Genomic DNA, 15,515 nt, shown 5'->3' on the forward strand with positions numbered 1-15,515 from the left:
GCCCCCGCGCCCGTCAGCCCATCGCGCGCATCCGGTGGATCTCGGCGCTCTGGACGGCCACCACCTCGTTCGCCATCTCCTCGACGGCGCCGTTGTTCCCCTGGGCCAGCGCCTCGCCCGCCATCGTCACCGCCCCCTGGTGGTGGGCGGTCATCAGGGAGAGGAAGAGCCGGTCGAAGGCGGTCCCGCGGGCCTCCGCCAGCTCGCGCAGCTGCTGCTCCGTGGCCATGCCGGGCATCGCGCCGTGGTCGTGCCCGCCGGGGGCGCCGGCGGGCTCGGGGTAGCGGGCCCGCCACTTCTCCATGGCCCCGATCTCGGGCCCCTGCGCGGCCGCGATGCGCTCGGCGAGCCTCTTGACCCCGTCCGCCGAGGCCCGGTCGGGGGCCAGGGCGCTCATCGCCAGGGCCTGCCGGTGGTGTTCGATCATGCGCCGCACGTACGCCCGGTCGGCGGCGTTGGGGCTGTCGTCGGGCCGCTGCCGGGCGGCCTGTTCGGGAGTGAGGGTCCGGGATCCCTCTCCCGGCCGGCCCGGTGCGACCACCACCGGCGAGCCGTCGCCGGCCCCCCGCGGGGCATCGCCGCCGCCGGTGCAGCCGGTGAGGGGGAGGAGGAGTGAGGCGGCCAGCGCCGCCCCCAGGAATCGGCCGAGTAACGCGTTTGCCATGTCCATGGAAAGGAAGATACTGCCGGGGTCCAGGTTCCGCTCCCCACCCGGGAACGGAGCGCAGGGCCCCCACGGGAGGCACAGTGACCTTGCTGCACACCGTCAGAGTGCGCCACCGGAGTCTGGGGGCGGCCCTGGCGGCCGCCGGACTCCTCACTACGCTCCTCGCCGCCGCCGGACCGGCGGCCGCCAGCCCCGACCCCGGGGACTCGTCCCCCGGCGCGGGCTCCCGGCAGAGCGCGGACCTCGCGCCGGGCCGCGAACTCGCCCCCGGGGAGATCCCCGGCCAGGACGAGGTCGTGCACAGCGCCAACGTCAAACCCCTGGCCAACATCCCCAACGCCAACCTCAAGGGGATCAACTCCGACCTGGCGTTCCAGGGCGACTACGCCTACGCCGGCAACTACGACGGCTTCACGATCTACGACATCGCCGACCCCAAGGCCCCGAAGATCGTCACCCAGGTCCTCTGCCCCGGCGGCCAGAACGACGTCTCCGTCTCGGGCGACCTGCTCTTCCTCTCCACGGACTCCTCGCGCAGCGACGACTCCTGCAACAGCGTCTCGCAGCCCGCCACGGAGAAGTCCTCCTGGGAGGGCATCAAGATCTTCGACATCAAGGACAAGAAGAACCCCAAGTACATCAAGTCCGTCGAGACGGCCTGCGGCTCGCACACCCACACGCTGGTGCCGGGCGGCCGCGACATCTACCTCTACGTCTCCTCGTACGCGCCCAGCGAGGCCTTCCCCGACTGCCAGCCCCCACACGACGGCATCTCCGTGGTCAAGGTCCCCAGGAAGGCCCCGACCCGGGCGGCCGTCGTCGGCTTCCCGGTGCTCTTCCCGGACGGCGGCAACCCCGGCGCGCCCGCCAACCCCGGGGTCTCCAAGACCACCGGCTGCCACGACATCACCGTGCTGCCCTCCGAGGACCTGGCCGCCGGCGCCTGCATGGGCGACGGCATCCTCTTCGACATCAGCGAGCCCGAGCACCCGAGGGTCATCGACCGGGTCCAGGACAACGTGAACTTCGCGTTCTGGCACTCGGCGACCTTCAACGAGAGCGCGGACAAGGTGGTGTTCACCGACGAGCTCGGCGGTGGCGGCGCCGCCACCTGCAACGAGGCCACCGGCCCCAACCGGGGCGCGGACGGGATCTACGACATCACCGGCCGCGGCGACCAGCGCAGACTGGTCTTCCGGAGCTACTTCAAGATCCCGCGCCACCAGGCCGACACCGAGAACTGCGTGGCCCACAACGGCTCGCTCGTCCCGGTCGGCGACGGCCGCGACATCATGGTCCAGGCCTGGTACCAGGGCGGGGTCTCGGTGTGGGACTTCACCGACTCCGCCGCCCCCAAGGAGATCGGCTACTTCGAGCGCGGCCCGCTGACCACCGACAAGCTGGGCCTCGGCGGCTCCTGGTCGGCGTACTACTACAACGGGCACGTCTACTCGAACGACATCGTCAAGGGCCTGGACGTGCTCAGGCTCGACGACCGGCGCACCGACGGCGCCAAACGGGTCCGGATGGACCGGCTCAACGTCCAGACCCAGCCCGAGTACCACTGACCGGATTCACGGAGGAAACGTTCCGCCGGGCGGCCCCCCGTCCGGCGGGAACCCCCGCTCCCACTCCAGCCCGTACCGCTGGAACAGCTCCGCGCGCAGCCGGGACGCCGGCATCGGCGCCCCCGGCAGCAGGACCGCCACCACCGCACCCATCAGCAGCGCGCGCAGCAGCGGGTAGTCGGTGTCCGCGTCCGCCGAGCCGTAGCGCGTGACCGTGTCCCGGAGCAGCTGCGCCAGCCGCTGCTGCTCCGGGCACCGGATGAAGCCCTCCGCCTGGAGGATCCCGGCCATGTGGGTGCGCATCAGCCGGGGCTGGTCGCGGGCCAGCCCCAGGATCGCGTCGACCGCCCGGGCCAGCCGCTCCCGGCCGTCGTCCGTGCGCGGCTCGCGCTCCAGGGCCTCCTCCAGGGTCAGGTGCATCAGCCGGTGCACCGCCGACTGGAGCAGCTGCCGCTTGCCGGGGAAGTAGTACGAGACCAGGCCGCGGGCCGCGCCCGCCCGGTCGGCGATGTCGCCGAGCTTGGTGGCCTCGTAGCCGCGCTCGGCAACCAGTTCGACCGTGGCCTGCAGCAGCCGCTCCCGGGAACGTCTGCGCAATTCTTCATTGACCGATGCGCTGCGCGGGGACATGCTTACTCCTGCGTTGACTGGCTTCGAGCCAATATACTCAGCGCGAAGCCGTCGGCCCGGGGCGACGCGGGGGATCGCCTCGGGCGGGCGCGTTCGAGGGGCCGGGTCAGGCCAGCGCGCTCAGACCCGGTACGAAGGCCACCACCAGCGGCACCGCCGGCAGCAGCGTGGCCAGTGCCGTGAGCCGCAGCCGGCGTCCGGCGGACAGCCGGGGCGTGGCCGACAGCAGCCGCCGTACCCGCTCGGGCACGTGGGCCTGGGCGGAGGCGGGGCCGAAGACGCCCCGGTCCTCGTTCAGCCCGACCAGCGCCAGCGCGATCGTCAGCCGCCCGTAGCGGCGCGAGGCCACGTCGTCGGCGGCCAGTTCCACCAGCCGGTCCATCTCCGCCTCGAACGCCGCGAACACCGGCACCTGCGGGAACCCCCGCGACAGCGCCCGCGAGCAGTGCAGCAGCCAGTCGTGCCGGGCGGCCACGTGCCCTTGCTCGTGCGCCAGCACCGCGTCCAGCTGGCTCCCCTTGAGCCGGCCCAGCGCCGCCGTCGTCACCACCAGCCGCGGTGCCGGCCCGGCCTGCCACCAGGCCTCCGGGCGCGGGCCCTCCAGCACCACCAGCCGCGCCGCCGCGGGGTCCTCGCCGGGCAGCAGCGGGGCCCGCAGCCGCAGTTCGGCCCCCCGGGCGCGCCGCCGGGCCCGCGCCCGCAGCACCTCCCGCGTCAGCATCGCCCCGGTCCACAGCCCCCCGCAGGCCAGCGCCAGGGCGGTGCCGGCGGCCCAGTGCCCGCCCCCGGGGCCCAGCCCGTACGCGTCCACCACCCCGTGCGGGGCCGCCGCGAACAGCCGTCCCCGTACGGCCTGCCAGGCGGCGGCCGCGCTCAGCAGCATCGACAGCCCCAGGCACAGCAGCGTCGCGCCCACCACGCACTGCCACACCCACAGCGCGACCACGGGTTCCCGATCGGGCCAGGCGGCGCGGGCCAGCAGGCGCGGCGCGAGGAACGCGGTCAGGGCGCCGAGGAGCAGAAGGGCGGCGGGGACCATCATGTCCGCCAGCCTATGAGCGCCGGGCTACCTACGGGTACGGGCCCGGGGGATTGGTGACGCAGGACACGTTCCGGCCCGCGCCGCCCCGCCCGACGGGCCGTCACATGCTCAGCAGCATCGCCAACATCCCCATCCCCATGGCCAGTCGGCAGGCCCGGACGAGCTCCCCGGCCCCGTCGGCCCCCCTGCCCCCGGGGCCGGCCGCGGCGTACGGCGCGCCGCCGGCGGCCGCCAGCCGGGCCCCGCCCAGCAGCACGTACCCGGAGTAGTAGAGGAGCAGCGCCCCCGTCACCAGCGGGAGACCCGCCCGGCCGTGTCCGTGCCCGGCGGTCGCCGACAGCGCCATGTACGCCATCGCCAGCGTGCCCACCAGGTGGTGCGCGTGGTGGCCCCCGCCGCGCAGCAGCCACAGCGCGTGCACCGAGGCCCCGCAGCAGACCGCGAGGAGGATCTGCGGCCCCCACGGCCCGGTGCCCGAGGGCACGGCCATGGCCGCCATCCCGAAGCCCATCACGGCCTCCCCGGCCGCCGTGCCGCGGGCCCGGCGGTCCGCTCTGCGCACCCGCAGCAGGCAGTACGCACCGCTCGCGGCGCAGAGCAGGACCAGCAGCCAGGCGGAGGCGGCGGAGGCGGAGAGCGGCGTCGCGGATCCGTGCACGGCGGAACCTCCCGGTTCGTCGGCGTCACGGGAAGGGATGCCCTGCTCACACCCCCTTCACGCGGGACCGGGATAGGCTCTCTGCGACCCCGGCGGCATGTCATATGCCGCTGCTCTGCCGCCGTACCGAACGGAGCGCCCGATGTCCACCGCCCAGCCCGCCGCCCTGAGCTTCCGCAGCGCCGTGGAGGAGGACGTGCCCGCCCTGGTGGCCCTCGTCGAGTCCGCCTACCGCGGGGACGCCAGCCGGGCCGGCTGGACGACGGAGGCCGACTACCTGGACGGCCAGCGCACCGACCCGAGCGGGGTCGGCGCGATCATCGCGGACCCGGACAGCACACTCCTCGTCGTCGAGCGCGGGGACGAGCTCGTCGCCTGCTGCCAGCTCGAACACCGGGGCGACCACGCCTACTTCGGCATGTTCGCCGTACGGCCCGGGCTCCAGGGGGCCGGCCTCGGCAAGGAGGTCATGGCCGAGGCCGAACGCCGCGCCCGCGAGGACTGGAAGGTCTCCGAGATGCGGATGACCGTGGTCAACGTGCGGGAGGAGCTGATCGCCTACTACGTGCGGCGCGGCTACCGGCGCACCGGCCAGCTGAGCCCCTTCCCCTACGGGGACGAGCGCTTCGGCATCCCGCTCCGCGACGACCTGGCCTTCGAGCTGCTGGTCAAGGCGCTCTGACGGCCGGGGCGCCCCGGCCGCCGCGGCCGCGCCCGGACGGCGGGCACGGCCCCGGCGGTCCGGGGAGGCTCAGGCCGTGAACCGGCCGGTGCTGCGGATCTCCGGGAAGTCGGTCGCCGCGCCGTCCAGTTGGAGGGCGCGCGCCAGCCGGAGCCGGTCCAGGGTGTTGACCGTCCAGCCGGTCACCCGCAGCCCGGCCGCGTGCGCCGCCTCCACCGCCTCCAGGCTGAGCAGGCGGATGTCGGCCGCGACGGTCGAGGCCCCCGCCGCCCGGGCCGACGCCACCAGCTCCCCGGCGTCCGCGACGGGCCGCTCCACGTGCAGAGCGGTACGGACCCCGGGCGCCCGCCGGGCGACCTCGCCGAGCAGCTCCGCGTCGCCCGAGGCCACCTCCACCCGGGCGGTGAGGTCCTCGCGCGCGAGCAGCTCCACGAGCGCCCCGGCCGCGGCCGGATCCTGGACCGACACCTGGAGCGGGAGCCGGACTGCGTCCAGCACCTCCTCCAGGACCGGCACCCGTTCGCCCAGGCCGGCGTCCAGTTCGCGCAGTTCGGCGAGGGTCAGGTCGGCGACGGCGCCCGCGCCGTCCGTGGTGCGGTCCACCTCGGCGTCGTGCAGGACGACGAGGGCGCCGTCCTTGCTGAGGCGTACGTCCAGCGCGATGACGTCCATCCCGCAGCGTTCCGCCCGGATGAACGACCGCAGGGTGTTCTCCGGTTCCACACCCATGACCCCGCGGTGACCGATGGTGAGGAAAGTCAAGGTTCTCTCGCTTCCGTCGACGGCGGCTCCCGGCGCGGTCGCGGTGTCCCGACCGGCCGCGCCCGGTGAGGACGCATGCTAGTGCGCACCGCGCGCGTTGGGACCGGGCGTGCAGGGGGCTTGCGGAAGCCGTCCACCCGCTTCCCGCCGGGGCCGTGAGCCCCGCGGCGGGCCCGGGGAGCCCCGCCGCGTCACCCGGGGGTGGGCGCGTCCCCGCCGGCTTGACGTCCCGCCCGCCCGGGGTGCGCCCCCGCGTGCCGGCCGGCCTCCGCGAGGTCCTCCAGCAGGGCCTCGCCCAGCTCCAGCTCGGCCAGGTGCTGGCGCTCGCTCCAGCGCAGGGCGAGGGCGGGGAAGGCCCACTCCGGCACGTCCGCCGCGTGCGCCATGGCCTCCCGTACGGCGGCCAGTTCGCCCCGGGTGCGCTCCAGGTGGTCCGCGACCATCGCGCGCAGCCGCTCCGGCTCCGACAGGTGTCCGAGCCAGATCCGCAGCAGCAGCCCGTGCTTGAGCACGGGGGGCCCGGCCTCGGCGGTGTCCGCCGCCCAGCCCGCGAGGGCCCCGCGGCCGGCGTCCGTGATGGCGTAGCGGCGCTTGGCGCGGACCTCCTCCGGCCCCGAGCGCGCGGAGGAGGCGTACCCGAGCTCCTCCAGCCGCCGCAGTTCGGCGTAGATCTGGCTGATGGCGGGCGACCAGTAGAAGAAGCGGAGGGAGGAGTCCGCCCACTTCTTGAGCTCGTAGCCGGTCCGCTCGCCGGGGAAGGACAGCAGGCCCAGAACCGCCCAGGCGGTCGGCGGCAGGTCTTGCTTGTTGGCGATATGACTACTAGTCATATTCCTGATCGAAGCAAGTCCGGGCACGGAACGCATCTCTGGAGGCATCGTTGAAATTCTCCGTGATCTTCGAGGCTCAGCTGGCCGACCCCACCGTGGAGCGGGAGCACCAGGTCATCCGCGACTGCGTCGAGCAGGCGGTCTTCGCCGAACGCATGGGATTCGACCGGATCTGGGCCGTCGAGCACCACTCGCTGAAGTGGTACGCCCACATGAGCGCACCCGAGAAAATTTCACTGCGCATACGTTCGACTCGGCGGGCGCCCCCACTTCAGGCGCCGGGGAGGCGGTCCGTGAGTCTACTGGGTCGCTTCGTCCAGCACCCGCAGGGCATCGTCAAGGGCGCTTCGCAGGCTCTCGATCATGAGGATGGAGGCCGCACCGTCGAGGGCCGCAAGGTCGGCGATACGCGATGAGGCGAGCGCGCGCGTGGCGGCGTCGACCCGGGCTCGCTGCGTGAGCGTCAGTGGGGGGAGGGGTGGTTCGGGGTCCGGCTCGTCGTGCACGTCATCACCCTGGATCGTCATGCGGTCGGTCTGTCAGTAGCACAACTTGTTGAAGCTGCTGGCGCAATGGTTTTCGGTCGTCTGGCCGGTATGTGTGCGAGATCGTTAGATTTACCTGGTCAGGTAAAGACAATGACGCAAGATCATCACAACGTGTACGGGTGTCGAGAGAACTGCCCCCGGCCTGGGTCCTGGCCCGCCGTCGGGTGATCGGCGCGCGCGTACGAGACGCACGGGCGGATGCCGGCCTCACTCAGGAGGTGCTGGCCCAGCGCGTGGGGATCGACCTCAAAACGGTGCACCGGATCGAGTATGCGATGTCGGACCCCACCCTGAGCGTCCTGCTTCAAATCGCTGCGGCCCTCGGCCTGTCGCTGGCCGAGCTGGTACGCGAATAGCCCCGGTCGAATGCGGAGTGCGACCGGGGCTCTGATTCGGCGTTACTCGATCATTACCCCCATCCAACGTCGCTGGCGGTGGCGGTCGGAGTCGGCTGGGGAGCCGCGGCCGGCGCGGAGCCCCATCCGACATCGATCTGTTGCACGTCGCCGCTGACGCTGGGCTCAGGGTCGGCGGACGCGAGCGTCGCGGTGCCGATGAGTGCCGAGGCGGTCAGGAGCGCGGTGGCCGTGACCTGGAAGATCTTTCGCATACCGGTCCTTTCGGTGATGCCGTGGAACATATCGAACACCTCTCCGCAGCGCTACGGATAGATGTAGCGTGCCACCAGCACATGCCACGATCCAAGGGCTTGACCGCTTCGGGAACCCGAACTTCGGGATCCCGCACACGGCAAATAGGGGGATAGGTGTGCACAGTGACGAACTCTCAGGACCCGCACGAACTCACAACCGAAGACCAGGCCCACTACAAAGCCTTGGCCGCAGGCGAGCACCTGCCAGCCGAGACCGACCTCAGCCGCCTCGCCAGCCTCGGGCTGGTCGATGACGACCCGTACGACGCGGGATCCCACATCGCCACAGACCCTCGGGCCGCGATACAGCGGCTCCTGGAAGCCGAGCACGCCCAGCTGACGGCCAGCCTGGAGCGCCTGGCCGCCATCCCCGTCCTGGAGGGCCTGGCGCCCAGCTACGAGCACAGCCGCCGGTTCGACCACATGGGCTCTGAGTTCCTCCCCACCCCGAGCCTGATGAACGACCGGATCGGAACCATCACGGGCAAAGCCGCCGTCGAGCTGCTCGCGGCCCAGCCGGCCCTCCCCGCGGACCGGGACCCGGCGATCCGGAAGCTGGGCAATGACCGGTCCCTGGCGGCGCTGGAGCGCGGCGCAACCCTCCGGCTGCTGTATCGGTCCACGGCGGCGGCCGACCGCTCCACGCAGGCGTATGTGGCCGCGTTGATCGAGGCGGGTGGGGAGGTGCGGGCGATGACTGGCCGATTCCCGCGAATGATCATCGTGGACCAGAAGAGCCTGTTCGTCGACGACCACGTCACCCGCAGACCCGATGCCCACAGCGGTTGGCACGTGGCAGACCGGAGCTCCGTGATGTGGGCCCGGAACGTCTTCGACATCTACTGGGAGAACGCCATGCCGTGGGCTCAGGCCGTGGCCGTGGCCGATGAGGTCGTACTGACCGATCGACAGATGGACATCCTGGAGCAGCTCCACGCAGGCGAATCCCAGGACAGTGCGGGCCGGCGGCTCGGGATCAGCGACAGGTTGGTGAATCGAGGCCTTGCGGAGGCCCGAGAGCGGCTCGGCCTCCGAAGCACCTTCCAGCTGATGATCTGGTACGGGCGGTGGCTGGAGCGGACCTCGCAGCAGTGGGCCGGGAACGGCACCAGTGGCGTATGCCGTTCGGCCTAGCCCCAGCTGCGGAGTACGACGGTCGGTGCTGCCGGGCTTCGGTGAGGCGGGTGGATGGTGCAGACGGAGGGGGTTAGGAACCCGTGGTCGGTGAGCAGGTTGGCCCACTGGTACGCCTCCCCCTCCCAGCGGAGCACCGTGCCGGCGTCGGGGCGCTTGGCCGTTGGGCCGTGGGTCTCGAAGCGCCCCCCCGGGGCGAGGTGCGCCAGGACCAGCACGCCGCCGGGTCTCAGGCGGGCGCGGACGGCAGGGAGGAGCACGTCCGGGTCCGTGAACCAGTGCGCGCCGTACGCCGAGTACACGGCGTCGTACTCGGCCGCGGTGTGGCGCAGGAAGTGGACGGCGTCAGCCTGGTGGAGCTCCAGCGCCGGCCCCCATCGGGCGGCCGCGGCCGCTACCTGCACGGCGGAGATGTCGACGCCGACGGCATGCACGCCCACCGAGGCCAGGGCGGCGAGACGGTCGCCCTGGCCGCACCCGAGCTCCAGGACGTTGGCGCCCGGGTCGACTTCGAGTAACTCGGCGCCCGGACCGTGCCCGCGGTGGATGGTCCAGCTGAACGGAGGCGGGGGGCCCGGGAGGTCGGCGGGGGTGAGGCGGGCGTAGTTGTCCCAGCTGGACTCGGTGGTCATGGAGGGGGACTCCGCAGAGGAAAGGGGCCCGGCCGCACGAGGCGGCCGGGCCCGGGGTTGCGGTCAGTCGTGAGACGGCGGCTGCGTGATGAATCCGCGCGCCGGGCGTTCCTCCGGGTCGCGGGATGTCGGCTGCTGCGTCTCACGCCAGACGTCGACGAGCTCGGCGTACCGAGGGTCTGTCCACTCCTGCATGAGTCCTCCCATCGGAGTGGAGCCTAGCGTTCAGGCGGTCTGCTGCGCGCTGGGCGCGGGCGGGGGCGGGTCCGGGAGGCACTGAGGGGTGGGCATCGGCTGGATGGGACCGCAGTTCGGGGCGTGCTGGCAGGACGCCGACACCTCCACGATCCCGTTGTCCGGGCCCCGCCACAGTTCCTGGTCCACGGGGAATCCGGCGGCCTCGATCGCGGCCATCGTGCGGTCGATGAACTCCGGGTCGTAGCGGCCGGAGTCCGGCGGTTCGGGGTAGTGGTGGACGAACCCGCCGAGGCGCTCGCACAGGCCCTTGTAGATGGCGGTGTGCAGGATCAGAGCGTGCCAGCCCTCGTCGACGACACGCGACGGCGCGATGCCGCGCTCCGTGCCGTCGGCCGCGACGGCGACGAACTTGAGGCCCTCAACGACGACTCGTTCGGCCATCGTCCACCCCATGTCGGGGTTGTCCTTGGCGACGGTCGCGGTGACGGCCATGAAGTCGTCCGGGTTGAGCAGGGCGCGGGCGTCGCGGACGCCGGGTTCGAGCGTGAGGGTCATGGTGCCTCCTGTCTGTGCGGGTGTCGGAGGGGTGTGGGGCTTGCTGCTGCACGGCGGGGGCGGGGCCGGAGTGGACATGCTTCTCCCTTGGTTGTGTGCCATGGGTGGTGCTGGTCGGCCCTGCGGGCCGGGACACAGCCCCCGCGGGGCGAAGGCGGCTGGGGGCTGTGCGCCGGCGCGCAGGGAGGAGGGCCCGCCGCCGGACGTTGGAACCCAACGGCGCGGTCCTGCGGGGGGTTGAGGGCCTTACGACTCGGGCTCGGCCAGCGGGCACGGCGGAGCGGGTTTCTCCCAGGGGTAGAGCTCGGCCGGCCTGGAGGGCGGCCGCGGCCGCGGGCACGGGGCGAGATACCGCACGACGACCCGATCACGCCGGTCGAGGTAGCGGGCCCATGGCGCCTGGTGCTGATCGATGTGGAGGTACTGACGGGTGAACAGCGTTGCGTGGACGTAGCCGTGTGCGCCCTCCGACCACGGTGGGTACGCGACGAGCTGTTGGCGCATCCACGTGGCCGCTGCCTCGGGCTCCAGGAACGTGGCCACGATTTCCGACGCTGGGCGCTTCAGCCACTCGTCTGTGTCGAGAACCTCGACGTTGTGGTGCGGGGTGGCTCCGGGCGGGCTGGTGTAGGCGTATGCGTGCCAGTGCAGCTCAGCGCACGGGTTCACGCGGGTTCGATGTTTCCGACGGCGGTGGTGAACTCGCGGCCGGACTTGTTCCGGATGTAGGCCAGGTCCACCCAGTGCGGGATCCCGTTGGGCGAGACGTCCTCCGTGATGACGGCCATCAGCACGCCCTCGGCGCCGGACGGGATGTCACGGACGCGCTGCCGGAGCAGGCGGTGAGGCTGGTACTCGTACCGTTCACTCAACGGAGGTCTCCCTCGCCGTGACGAGGAAGTGCTCCCAGCCGGCGCGGGCCCGGTCGAGCAGGTCCGGGCTGGGCAAGGCGACCGGGGCCGTGGTGGCGCCCGGGGTGTCGAGGGTGTCCAGGCTCATCACAGCACGGGGAATCGGACTGGTCACGGTGGCTCCCTACTGTCGTCAGCGGGTGGTGAGACCAGTCAACAGCCGGGCGCTGGCGTGGGACCATCTCCGATGCGGCATGCGCATACGGATATGCGCGCGGCGGGTACGGGCACGCGAATCAGCGATTGAAACCCAAGACTGGGGGCACGTTGAGCATCACGCCGGCAGTCAGAGAAGCGTCCAGGGCCAAGGACTACGGCAAGGTCATTGAGCTGGTCCGCAAAGGCGCGAGGCTGACGCAGACCCAGTTAGGACAGGCCTGCGGGCTGTCGCAGTCGGCAGTCTCCCGGCTGGAGAAGCGCGGGCCCGGGGCGTACGCGACAGACGTCCTGGCGAAGATGGCGGCGCACCTGGGTGTCCCCGCCTCCCTCGTAGGGCTCGCGGACGCAGCAGTACGAGATGGGTACGACATGGAACGACGAAGCTTCATAGGAGGATTGGCCGCCGCCGCAGTTGCCCCAGCGCTCCCAGCGTTACCCGATCCGGGTGAGGGTGTCGGACAGGCTGCAACCCTGAGGCTGGGCACGGCGTCATACCGGCGCCTGGACGGAGCCACCCCGTCACGTGACCTGTCGGAAGCGGTGCAGTCGCATCTGCGGCTTGTGCAGACCGTGAGCCGGGCGGCTGGAGACGACCAGCAACGAGCGCGGCTCGCGGCCGTCGGGAGTGAGGCGGCGAGCCTGGTGGGCTGGCTGTCGTGGGACATGGGCGATCACGGGTCGGCCCGGAGCTGGTACGGCTCTGCGATCAAGGCGGCCCGCGCCGCAGGGGACCCTCTGCTGGCTGCCTACCAGGCGGGTAGCATGGCGCAGTTTGAGGCGGACGCTGGTAACGGTGCGCAGGCACTCAGCTGGACGCGGAAAGCCCGGGGATTCCTGGACGAGCGCCAGCCCGCGGTCGCGGACGCATGGTTGTCATCGGTCGAAGCCTTGGCCCACGCCGCCGCAGGAGACGAGGCGGCGACCGACCGAGCCTTGACCAGGAGCCGGTCACTGGCAACACGACTGAAGTCGGAGGAAGGCGCCCCGTGGCCCTGGGTGTTCCAGTTCAACGAGGCCAAGGTTGCTGCGGCGCGTGTCGCCTGTGGGGCCCGGCTGGGACTCCCCGGCTGGGTTCTTGACGCTGACACGGAAGTCCTGGCAACCGGGCACGCCAAGCAACGCGCGCTACTCGTCCTGGACATCGCCGCGGGACACCTGGCAGCCGGCCGCGTTGAGGCCGCCTTCGCGATGGCGTTTCGCGCCCTGGAAACCGGCGTCCAGTACCGTTCCGGGCGGATCGTGGACCGTGCCCGCGCGGTCCGACGCTCGTACCGAACCGCTTCACCGCCCAGAGTGGTCCGCGACTTCGACGAGCAGCTCCACGACGTCTACCTGTAGGGGAGGGCACAGAATGCGTGTGGGAATCACCGGTCACCGAGGACTGAGCACGGAGGTGGAGGGCCAAGTTCGTGCGCTGCTCGAAGCAGCAGTCAGCCAGTACGACCCAATCGATCTGGTGGGCGTTTCCTGCATCGCAGACGGCCCCGACGCCTGGTTCGCTGAGTACGTCCTCGGCCGTGGCGCGCGCCTGGAGGTGGTGATCCCAGCGGAGGAGTACCGCGAAGGCCTGCCCGAGGAGCACTGGCCGGTGTACGACCAGCTCCTGACACGGGCCGCTGAAGTCCACCGGACCGGAATGTCCACCTCGGATTCGGCGGCGCACATGGCCGGCAGTGAGATTCTCGTCGGTCTGGTCGATGAACTGCTGGCTGTCTGGGACGGAAAGCCGGCCTGGGGCTACGGAGGCACAGCCGACGTGGTGGCTTACGCCGAACGAACGGGCGTTCCCGCGCGCGTCCTCTGGCCCGAGGGCGCCAGCCGCTAGCCCGGCATGCAGAAACCGCCCCCTCCCGCCCGAGGGCGAGAGGGGGCACGTGGTCCTACTTCGCGACGAGTTGGTACAGGGTGAGTCCGAGTCCCGCCACAGCGGTCACGGCGGCGATCGAGGGGAGCGGCCAGCGGGCGCGCTCCAGGGCCTCGACGCGCTGTTCGAGTGCGTCGATGTCCGCCTCGGCCTGGTCGGTGCGCTGGAGGGCGAGGCTCAGGTCGCCGCGCAGCTCGGCGAATCCGGTCCTGATCTCGCCCCTCATTTCCGCCAGCTCGACCGCGACCCGGGTGGACTCCTCAGGGCTCACCCGCCGCTCCGGGGCAGCCAGCCCGCGGTGCCGGAGTCCCCGACCAGCGGGCCGAGCGCGCCCTTGACGACGGACAGGGCGGCCGGCAGCGCAGCGATCGAGGCCGCCCTCAGAGCGCCGAGGCTCGTGAGGTCGAAACCGTCGGCGAGGAGCAGCCCGAGGAAGGTCGCGGCGTAGGTGGCGATGGTGCGCTCGACGATGTCGGCGATGAGACGGGGCATGAGCGATCTCCTTGATCAGCTGGTGATGGTGAATCCGTGGCGGGCGGCGAGCACGACGAGGCTGGCGCGGCCGGGGATCCCGTCCGCGTCCGGCCCGCTGTAGCCCTGGCGCCGCTGCCACTTCGCGTACGCGGTGACCGTGGCAGTGCCGAAGTGGCCGTCCGCCAGCCCGGCCGCGAGCAGCCCTTCCGCGACGAGGGCGTCCTCCACCGTCTTCACCCCCGAGTAGCTGACCGGGGTCCCGGCCCTCGGCGGGTCGGCCTTCGCCGCGGCGATCAGCCGGGACAGGGACACCGAGACCGTCGGCGCCGGGGTGGCCGGCGGGGCCGTGGGGGTGTTGCCGAGGCGGGCCGCGATCCGGTCGCGCATCCACGGCATCGTGAAGCCCTTGGGGTCGGACTTGTCGTCCGACCACTCCAGGTGCCCAATCACGGACTTCGCGGACCAGCCGTGTGCCCGGCACACCGCGGCCGACGCTCGCTCGATCGTGTCGAGCTGTACGTCCGGCCAGGGGTCCCGGCCGTCGCCGAGGTTCTCGCACTCCCAGCCGTAGAACGCCCGGTTGCCGTCGGTGCCGTCGGAGTTGCCGAAGTGGGGTCCGGGCGGGCGGTCGCCGTACGACTCGTCGGTGACGACCTGGAGCACCGCGGGGTCTCCGCCGCCGGCGTGGTTGGTGCGCCCGTAGCCGATCAGGTGGAAGGCGCCGTCCTTGGTGATGACGCCGTGGCAGAGCGGGCCGGGGAGCTCGTCGTACCCGTCGCGGCAGAGGGCGACCGTGGATGCGGAGCCGCTGCTGACGGTGTGGTGGACCACCACTCCGTGGACGGGCCCCCAGGGGCCCTTGTGGTTGCGGTTGTGGGTACGCCAGCCGTCGTGTTCGACGACGTTGACGCCCTCCGCACGCAGCGCGGCGAGGAAAGCGTCGGCGGACAGGGGATCGGCCATCAGGGCCTCCAGGGCATGAGAAACGCCCCGACCGGCGGCGCGGGGCGTGCGGGGTGGGGCAGGGTCAGGCGACGCGGGTGAGGAGGATCCAGGAGCCGGCGCGCATGATGCTGGACGTCGCGTTCGTAACGCGCTGGGCCCAGTTGAGCTGGAGCGTGCCCGCGGTGGCCGAGGTCACGAGCCGACCCCACAGCGGGGCGGTCATGATCGTCGTGTTCTCCGCGCCGAACCCGCCGAGCGGGAACGACGTCGCGCCAATGGACTGCTTGTCGACCACCACGCCGGCGGCAGCGATGCCGCCAGTCCCGTCCTGCGACTGGCTGTGTGCGATCCAGTCCATCGACGAGCCGGCCGGTCCCGTCCAGCCGATCTTGATGTCCGTGTCGGTACGCGCCGAGTAGAGCAGCATCCCTGTAACGAGATACGTCGCGTTCGCGGCGGCCGGTACGAGGAGGTGAGCGTCGCCGCTGTTCGTGGTGGTCGAGGTCCGAAGCTCATCAGCCGGCTTGACGACCGGTGCCGGCAGCATCGAGGTGAGCAGGCCAGCAGTGATGCGCTGGCCCGCGGAGATGACGGGGTAGGGCAC

Annotated in this window: 22 protein-coding genes; 7 read left to right on the forward strand and 15 right to left on the reverse strand. The window is 71.9% G+C overall.

What is annotated here, in order from left to right:
- Positions 1-13 precede the first annotated feature (13 nt).
- Positions 14-670 carry a DUF305 domain-containing protein gene (locus ACIRBY_RS23070; protein WP_403903196.1) on the reverse strand — a complete coding sequence of 219 codons (657 nt, stop codon included), beginning with the start codon at positions 668-670 and terminating at the stop codon, positions 14-16.
- 77 nt (positions 671-747) lie between these two features.
- Between ACIRBY_RS23070 and ACIRBY_RS23075 the strand changes: the two genes are divergently transcribed.
- Positions 748-2,235 carry an LVIVD repeat-containing protein gene (locus ACIRBY_RS23075; RefSeq protein WP_403903199.1) on the forward strand — a complete coding sequence of 496 codons (1,488 nt, stop codon included), beginning with the start codon at positions 748-750 and terminating at the stop codon, positions 2,233-2,235.
- A gap of 6 nt (positions 2,236-2,241) precedes the next feature.
- Here the strand turns inward: ACIRBY_RS23075 and ACIRBY_RS23080 are convergent, their stop codons facing one another.
- From ACIRBY_RS23080 to ACIRBY_RS23090, 3 genes are all read right to left on the reverse strand, one after another.
- Positions 2,242-2,865, reverse strand: a complete 624-nt coding sequence (locus ACIRBY_RS23080; RefSeq protein ID WP_403903202.1) for a TetR/AcrR family transcriptional regulator — start codon at positions 2,863-2,865, stop codon at positions 2,242-2,244.
- 106 nt (positions 2,866-2,971) lie between these two features.
- Positions 2,972-3,907 carry a M56 family metallopeptidase gene (locus ACIRBY_RS23085; protein WP_403903204.1) on the reverse strand — a complete coding sequence of 312 codons (936 nt, stop codon included), beginning with the start codon at positions 3,905-3,907 and terminating at the stop codon, positions 2,972-2,974.
- Positions 3,908-4,007: 100 nt separating this feature from the next.
- Positions 4,008-4,565: a DUF5134 domain-containing protein gene (locus ACIRBY_RS23090; protein WP_403903207.1), complete on the reverse strand. Its 558-nt coding sequence runs from the start codon at positions 4,563-4,565 to the stop codon at positions 4,008-4,010.
- 142 nt (positions 4,566-4,707) lie between these two features.
- Here ACIRBY_RS23090 and ACIRBY_RS23095 point away from each other — a divergent pair, with 142 nt between their 5' ends.
- Complete coding sequence (locus ACIRBY_RS23095; protein WP_403903209.1) at positions 4,708-5,247, forward strand: GNAT family N-acetyltransferase; 540 nt, start codon at positions 4,708-4,710, stop codon at positions 5,245-5,247.
- A gap of 69 nt (positions 5,248-5,316) precedes the next feature.
- On the opposite strand, the gene ACIRBY_RS23100 is transcribed toward ACIRBY_RS23095, so the two are convergent.
- Together ACIRBY_RS23100 and ACIRBY_RS23105 are read right to left on the reverse strand one after the other, a co-directional pair.
- Positions 5,317-6,009 (reverse strand): glycerophosphodiester phosphodiesterase, encoded by a 693-nt coding sequence (locus tag ACIRBY_RS23100; RefSeq protein ID WP_403903211.1) that lies wholly within the window; start codon positions 6,007-6,009, stop codon positions 5,317-5,319.
- A gap of 191 nt (positions 6,010-6,200) precedes the next feature.
- Positions 6,201-6,839, reverse strand: a complete 639-nt coding sequence (locus tag ACIRBY_RS23105) for a PadR family transcriptional regulator (RefSeq protein ID WP_403903214.1) — start codon at positions 6,837-6,839, stop codon at positions 6,201-6,203.
- Between the two features lie 62 nt (positions 6,840-6,901).
- Here ACIRBY_RS23105 and ACIRBY_RS23110 point away from each other — a divergent pair, with 62 nt between their 5' ends.
- Together ACIRBY_RS23110 and ACIRBY_RS23115 are read left to right on the forward strand one after the other, a co-directional pair.
- Positions 6,902-7,255, forward strand: a complete 354-nt coding sequence (locus ACIRBY_RS23110) for a hypothetical protein (RefSeq protein WP_403903216.1) — start codon at positions 6,902-6,904, stop codon at positions 7,253-7,255.
- Between the two features lie 251 nt (positions 7,256-7,506).
- Positions 7,507-7,743 (forward strand): helix-turn-helix domain-containing protein, encoded by a 237-nt coding sequence (locus ACIRBY_RS23115; RefSeq protein ID WP_403903218.1) that lies wholly within the window; start codon positions 7,507-7,509, stop codon positions 7,741-7,743.
- Positions 7,744-7,796: 53 nt separating this feature from the next.
- Here ACIRBY_RS23115 and ACIRBY_RS23120 read toward each other — a convergent pair whose 3' ends face one another.
- Entirely contained in the window at positions 7,797-8,027 is a 231-nt protein-coding gene (locus ACIRBY_RS23120; protein ID WP_403903221.1) for a hypothetical protein, read from the reverse strand.
- A 135-nt stretch (positions 8,028-8,162) separates the two neighbouring features.
- Between ACIRBY_RS23120 and ACIRBY_RS23125 the strand changes: the two genes are divergently transcribed.
- Positions 8,163-9,173 (forward strand): LuxR C-terminal-related transcriptional regulator, encoded by a 1,011-nt coding sequence (locus ACIRBY_RS23125; protein ID WP_403903223.1) that lies wholly within the window; start codon positions 8,163-8,165, stop codon positions 9,171-9,173.
- On the opposite strand, the gene ACIRBY_RS23130 is transcribed toward ACIRBY_RS23125, so the two are convergent.
- From ACIRBY_RS23130 to ACIRBY_RS23145, 4 genes are all read right to left on the reverse strand, one after another.
- A complete protein-coding gene (locus ACIRBY_RS23130; RefSeq protein ID WP_403903226.1) occupies positions 9,170-9,805 on the reverse strand; it encodes a class I SAM-dependent methyltransferase in 636 nt (211 codons plus the stop codon). The two genes, ACIRBY_RS23125 and ACIRBY_RS23130, sit on opposite strands and share 4 nt — an antisense overlap.
- 225 nt (positions 9,806-10,030) lie before the next feature.
- Positions 10,031-10,558 carry a glycine-rich domain-containing protein gene (locus ACIRBY_RS23135; RefSeq protein ID WP_403903228.1) on the reverse strand — a complete coding sequence of 176 codons (528 nt, stop codon included), beginning with the start codon at positions 10,556-10,558 and terminating at the stop codon, positions 10,031-10,033.
- A 665-nt stretch (positions 10,559-11,223) separates the two neighbouring features.
- Positions 11,224-11,430, reverse strand: a complete 207-nt coding sequence (locus ACIRBY_RS23140) for a hypothetical protein (protein ID WP_403903231.1) — start codon at positions 11,428-11,430, stop codon at positions 11,224-11,226.
- Complete coding sequence (locus ACIRBY_RS23145) at positions 11,423-11,584, reverse strand: hypothetical protein (protein WP_403903234.1); 162 nt, start codon at positions 11,582-11,584, stop codon at positions 11,423-11,425. Before ACIRBY_RS23145 ends, ACIRBY_RS23140 begins: the two co-directional genes overlap by 8 nt.
- A 152-nt stretch (positions 11,585-11,736) precedes the next feature.
- Between ACIRBY_RS23145 and ACIRBY_RS23150 the strand changes: the two genes are divergently transcribed.
- Positions 11,737-12,966: a helix-turn-helix domain-containing protein gene (locus ACIRBY_RS23150; protein WP_403903237.1), complete on the forward strand. Its 1,230-nt coding sequence runs from the start codon at positions 11,737-11,739 to the stop codon at positions 12,964-12,966.
- Positions 12,967-12,979: 13 nt separating this feature from the next.
- Positions 12,980-13,453, forward strand: a complete 474-nt coding sequence (locus tag ACIRBY_RS23155) for a hypothetical protein (protein WP_403903239.1) — start codon at positions 12,980-12,982, stop codon at positions 13,451-13,453.
- A gap of 55 nt (positions 13,454-13,508) precedes the next feature.
- On the opposite strand, the gene ACIRBY_RS23160 is transcribed toward ACIRBY_RS23155, so the two are convergent.
- The 4 genes from ACIRBY_RS23160 to ACIRBY_RS23175 all read right to left on the reverse strand — a co-directional run bounded on the left by ACIRBY_RS23160 (position 13,509) and on the right by ACIRBY_RS23175 (position 15,515).
- Positions 13,509-13,763 (reverse strand): hypothetical protein, encoded by a 255-nt coding sequence (locus tag ACIRBY_RS23160; protein ID WP_403903241.1) that lies wholly within the window; start codon positions 13,761-13,763, stop codon positions 13,509-13,511.
- Positions 13,760-13,984 (reverse strand): holin, encoded by a 225-nt coding sequence (locus ACIRBY_RS23165; RefSeq protein WP_403903242.1) that lies wholly within the window; start codon positions 13,982-13,984, stop codon positions 13,760-13,762. The genes ACIRBY_RS23160 and ACIRBY_RS23165 overlap by 4 nt, the downstream gene beginning before the upstream one ends.
- A gap of 15 nt (positions 13,985-13,999) precedes the next feature.
- Positions 14,000-14,929: an N-acetylmuramoyl-L-alanine amidase gene (locus ACIRBY_RS23170; protein WP_403903244.1), complete on the reverse strand. Its 930-nt coding sequence runs from the start codon at positions 14,927-14,929 to the stop codon at positions 14,000-14,002.
- A gap of 64 nt (positions 14,930-14,993) precedes the next feature.
- Positions 14,994-15,515: a hypothetical protein gene (locus ACIRBY_RS23175; protein ID WP_403903246.1), complete on the reverse strand. Its 522-nt coding sequence runs from the start codon at positions 15,513-15,515 to the stop codon at positions 14,994-14,996.

The sequence above is a fragment of the Streptomyces sp. NPDC096136 genome, from assembly GCF_044763325.1.
In the GTDB taxonomy this organism is placed as follows: domain Bacteria; phylum Actinomycetota; class Actinomycetes; order Streptomycetales; family Streptomycetaceae; genus Streptomyces.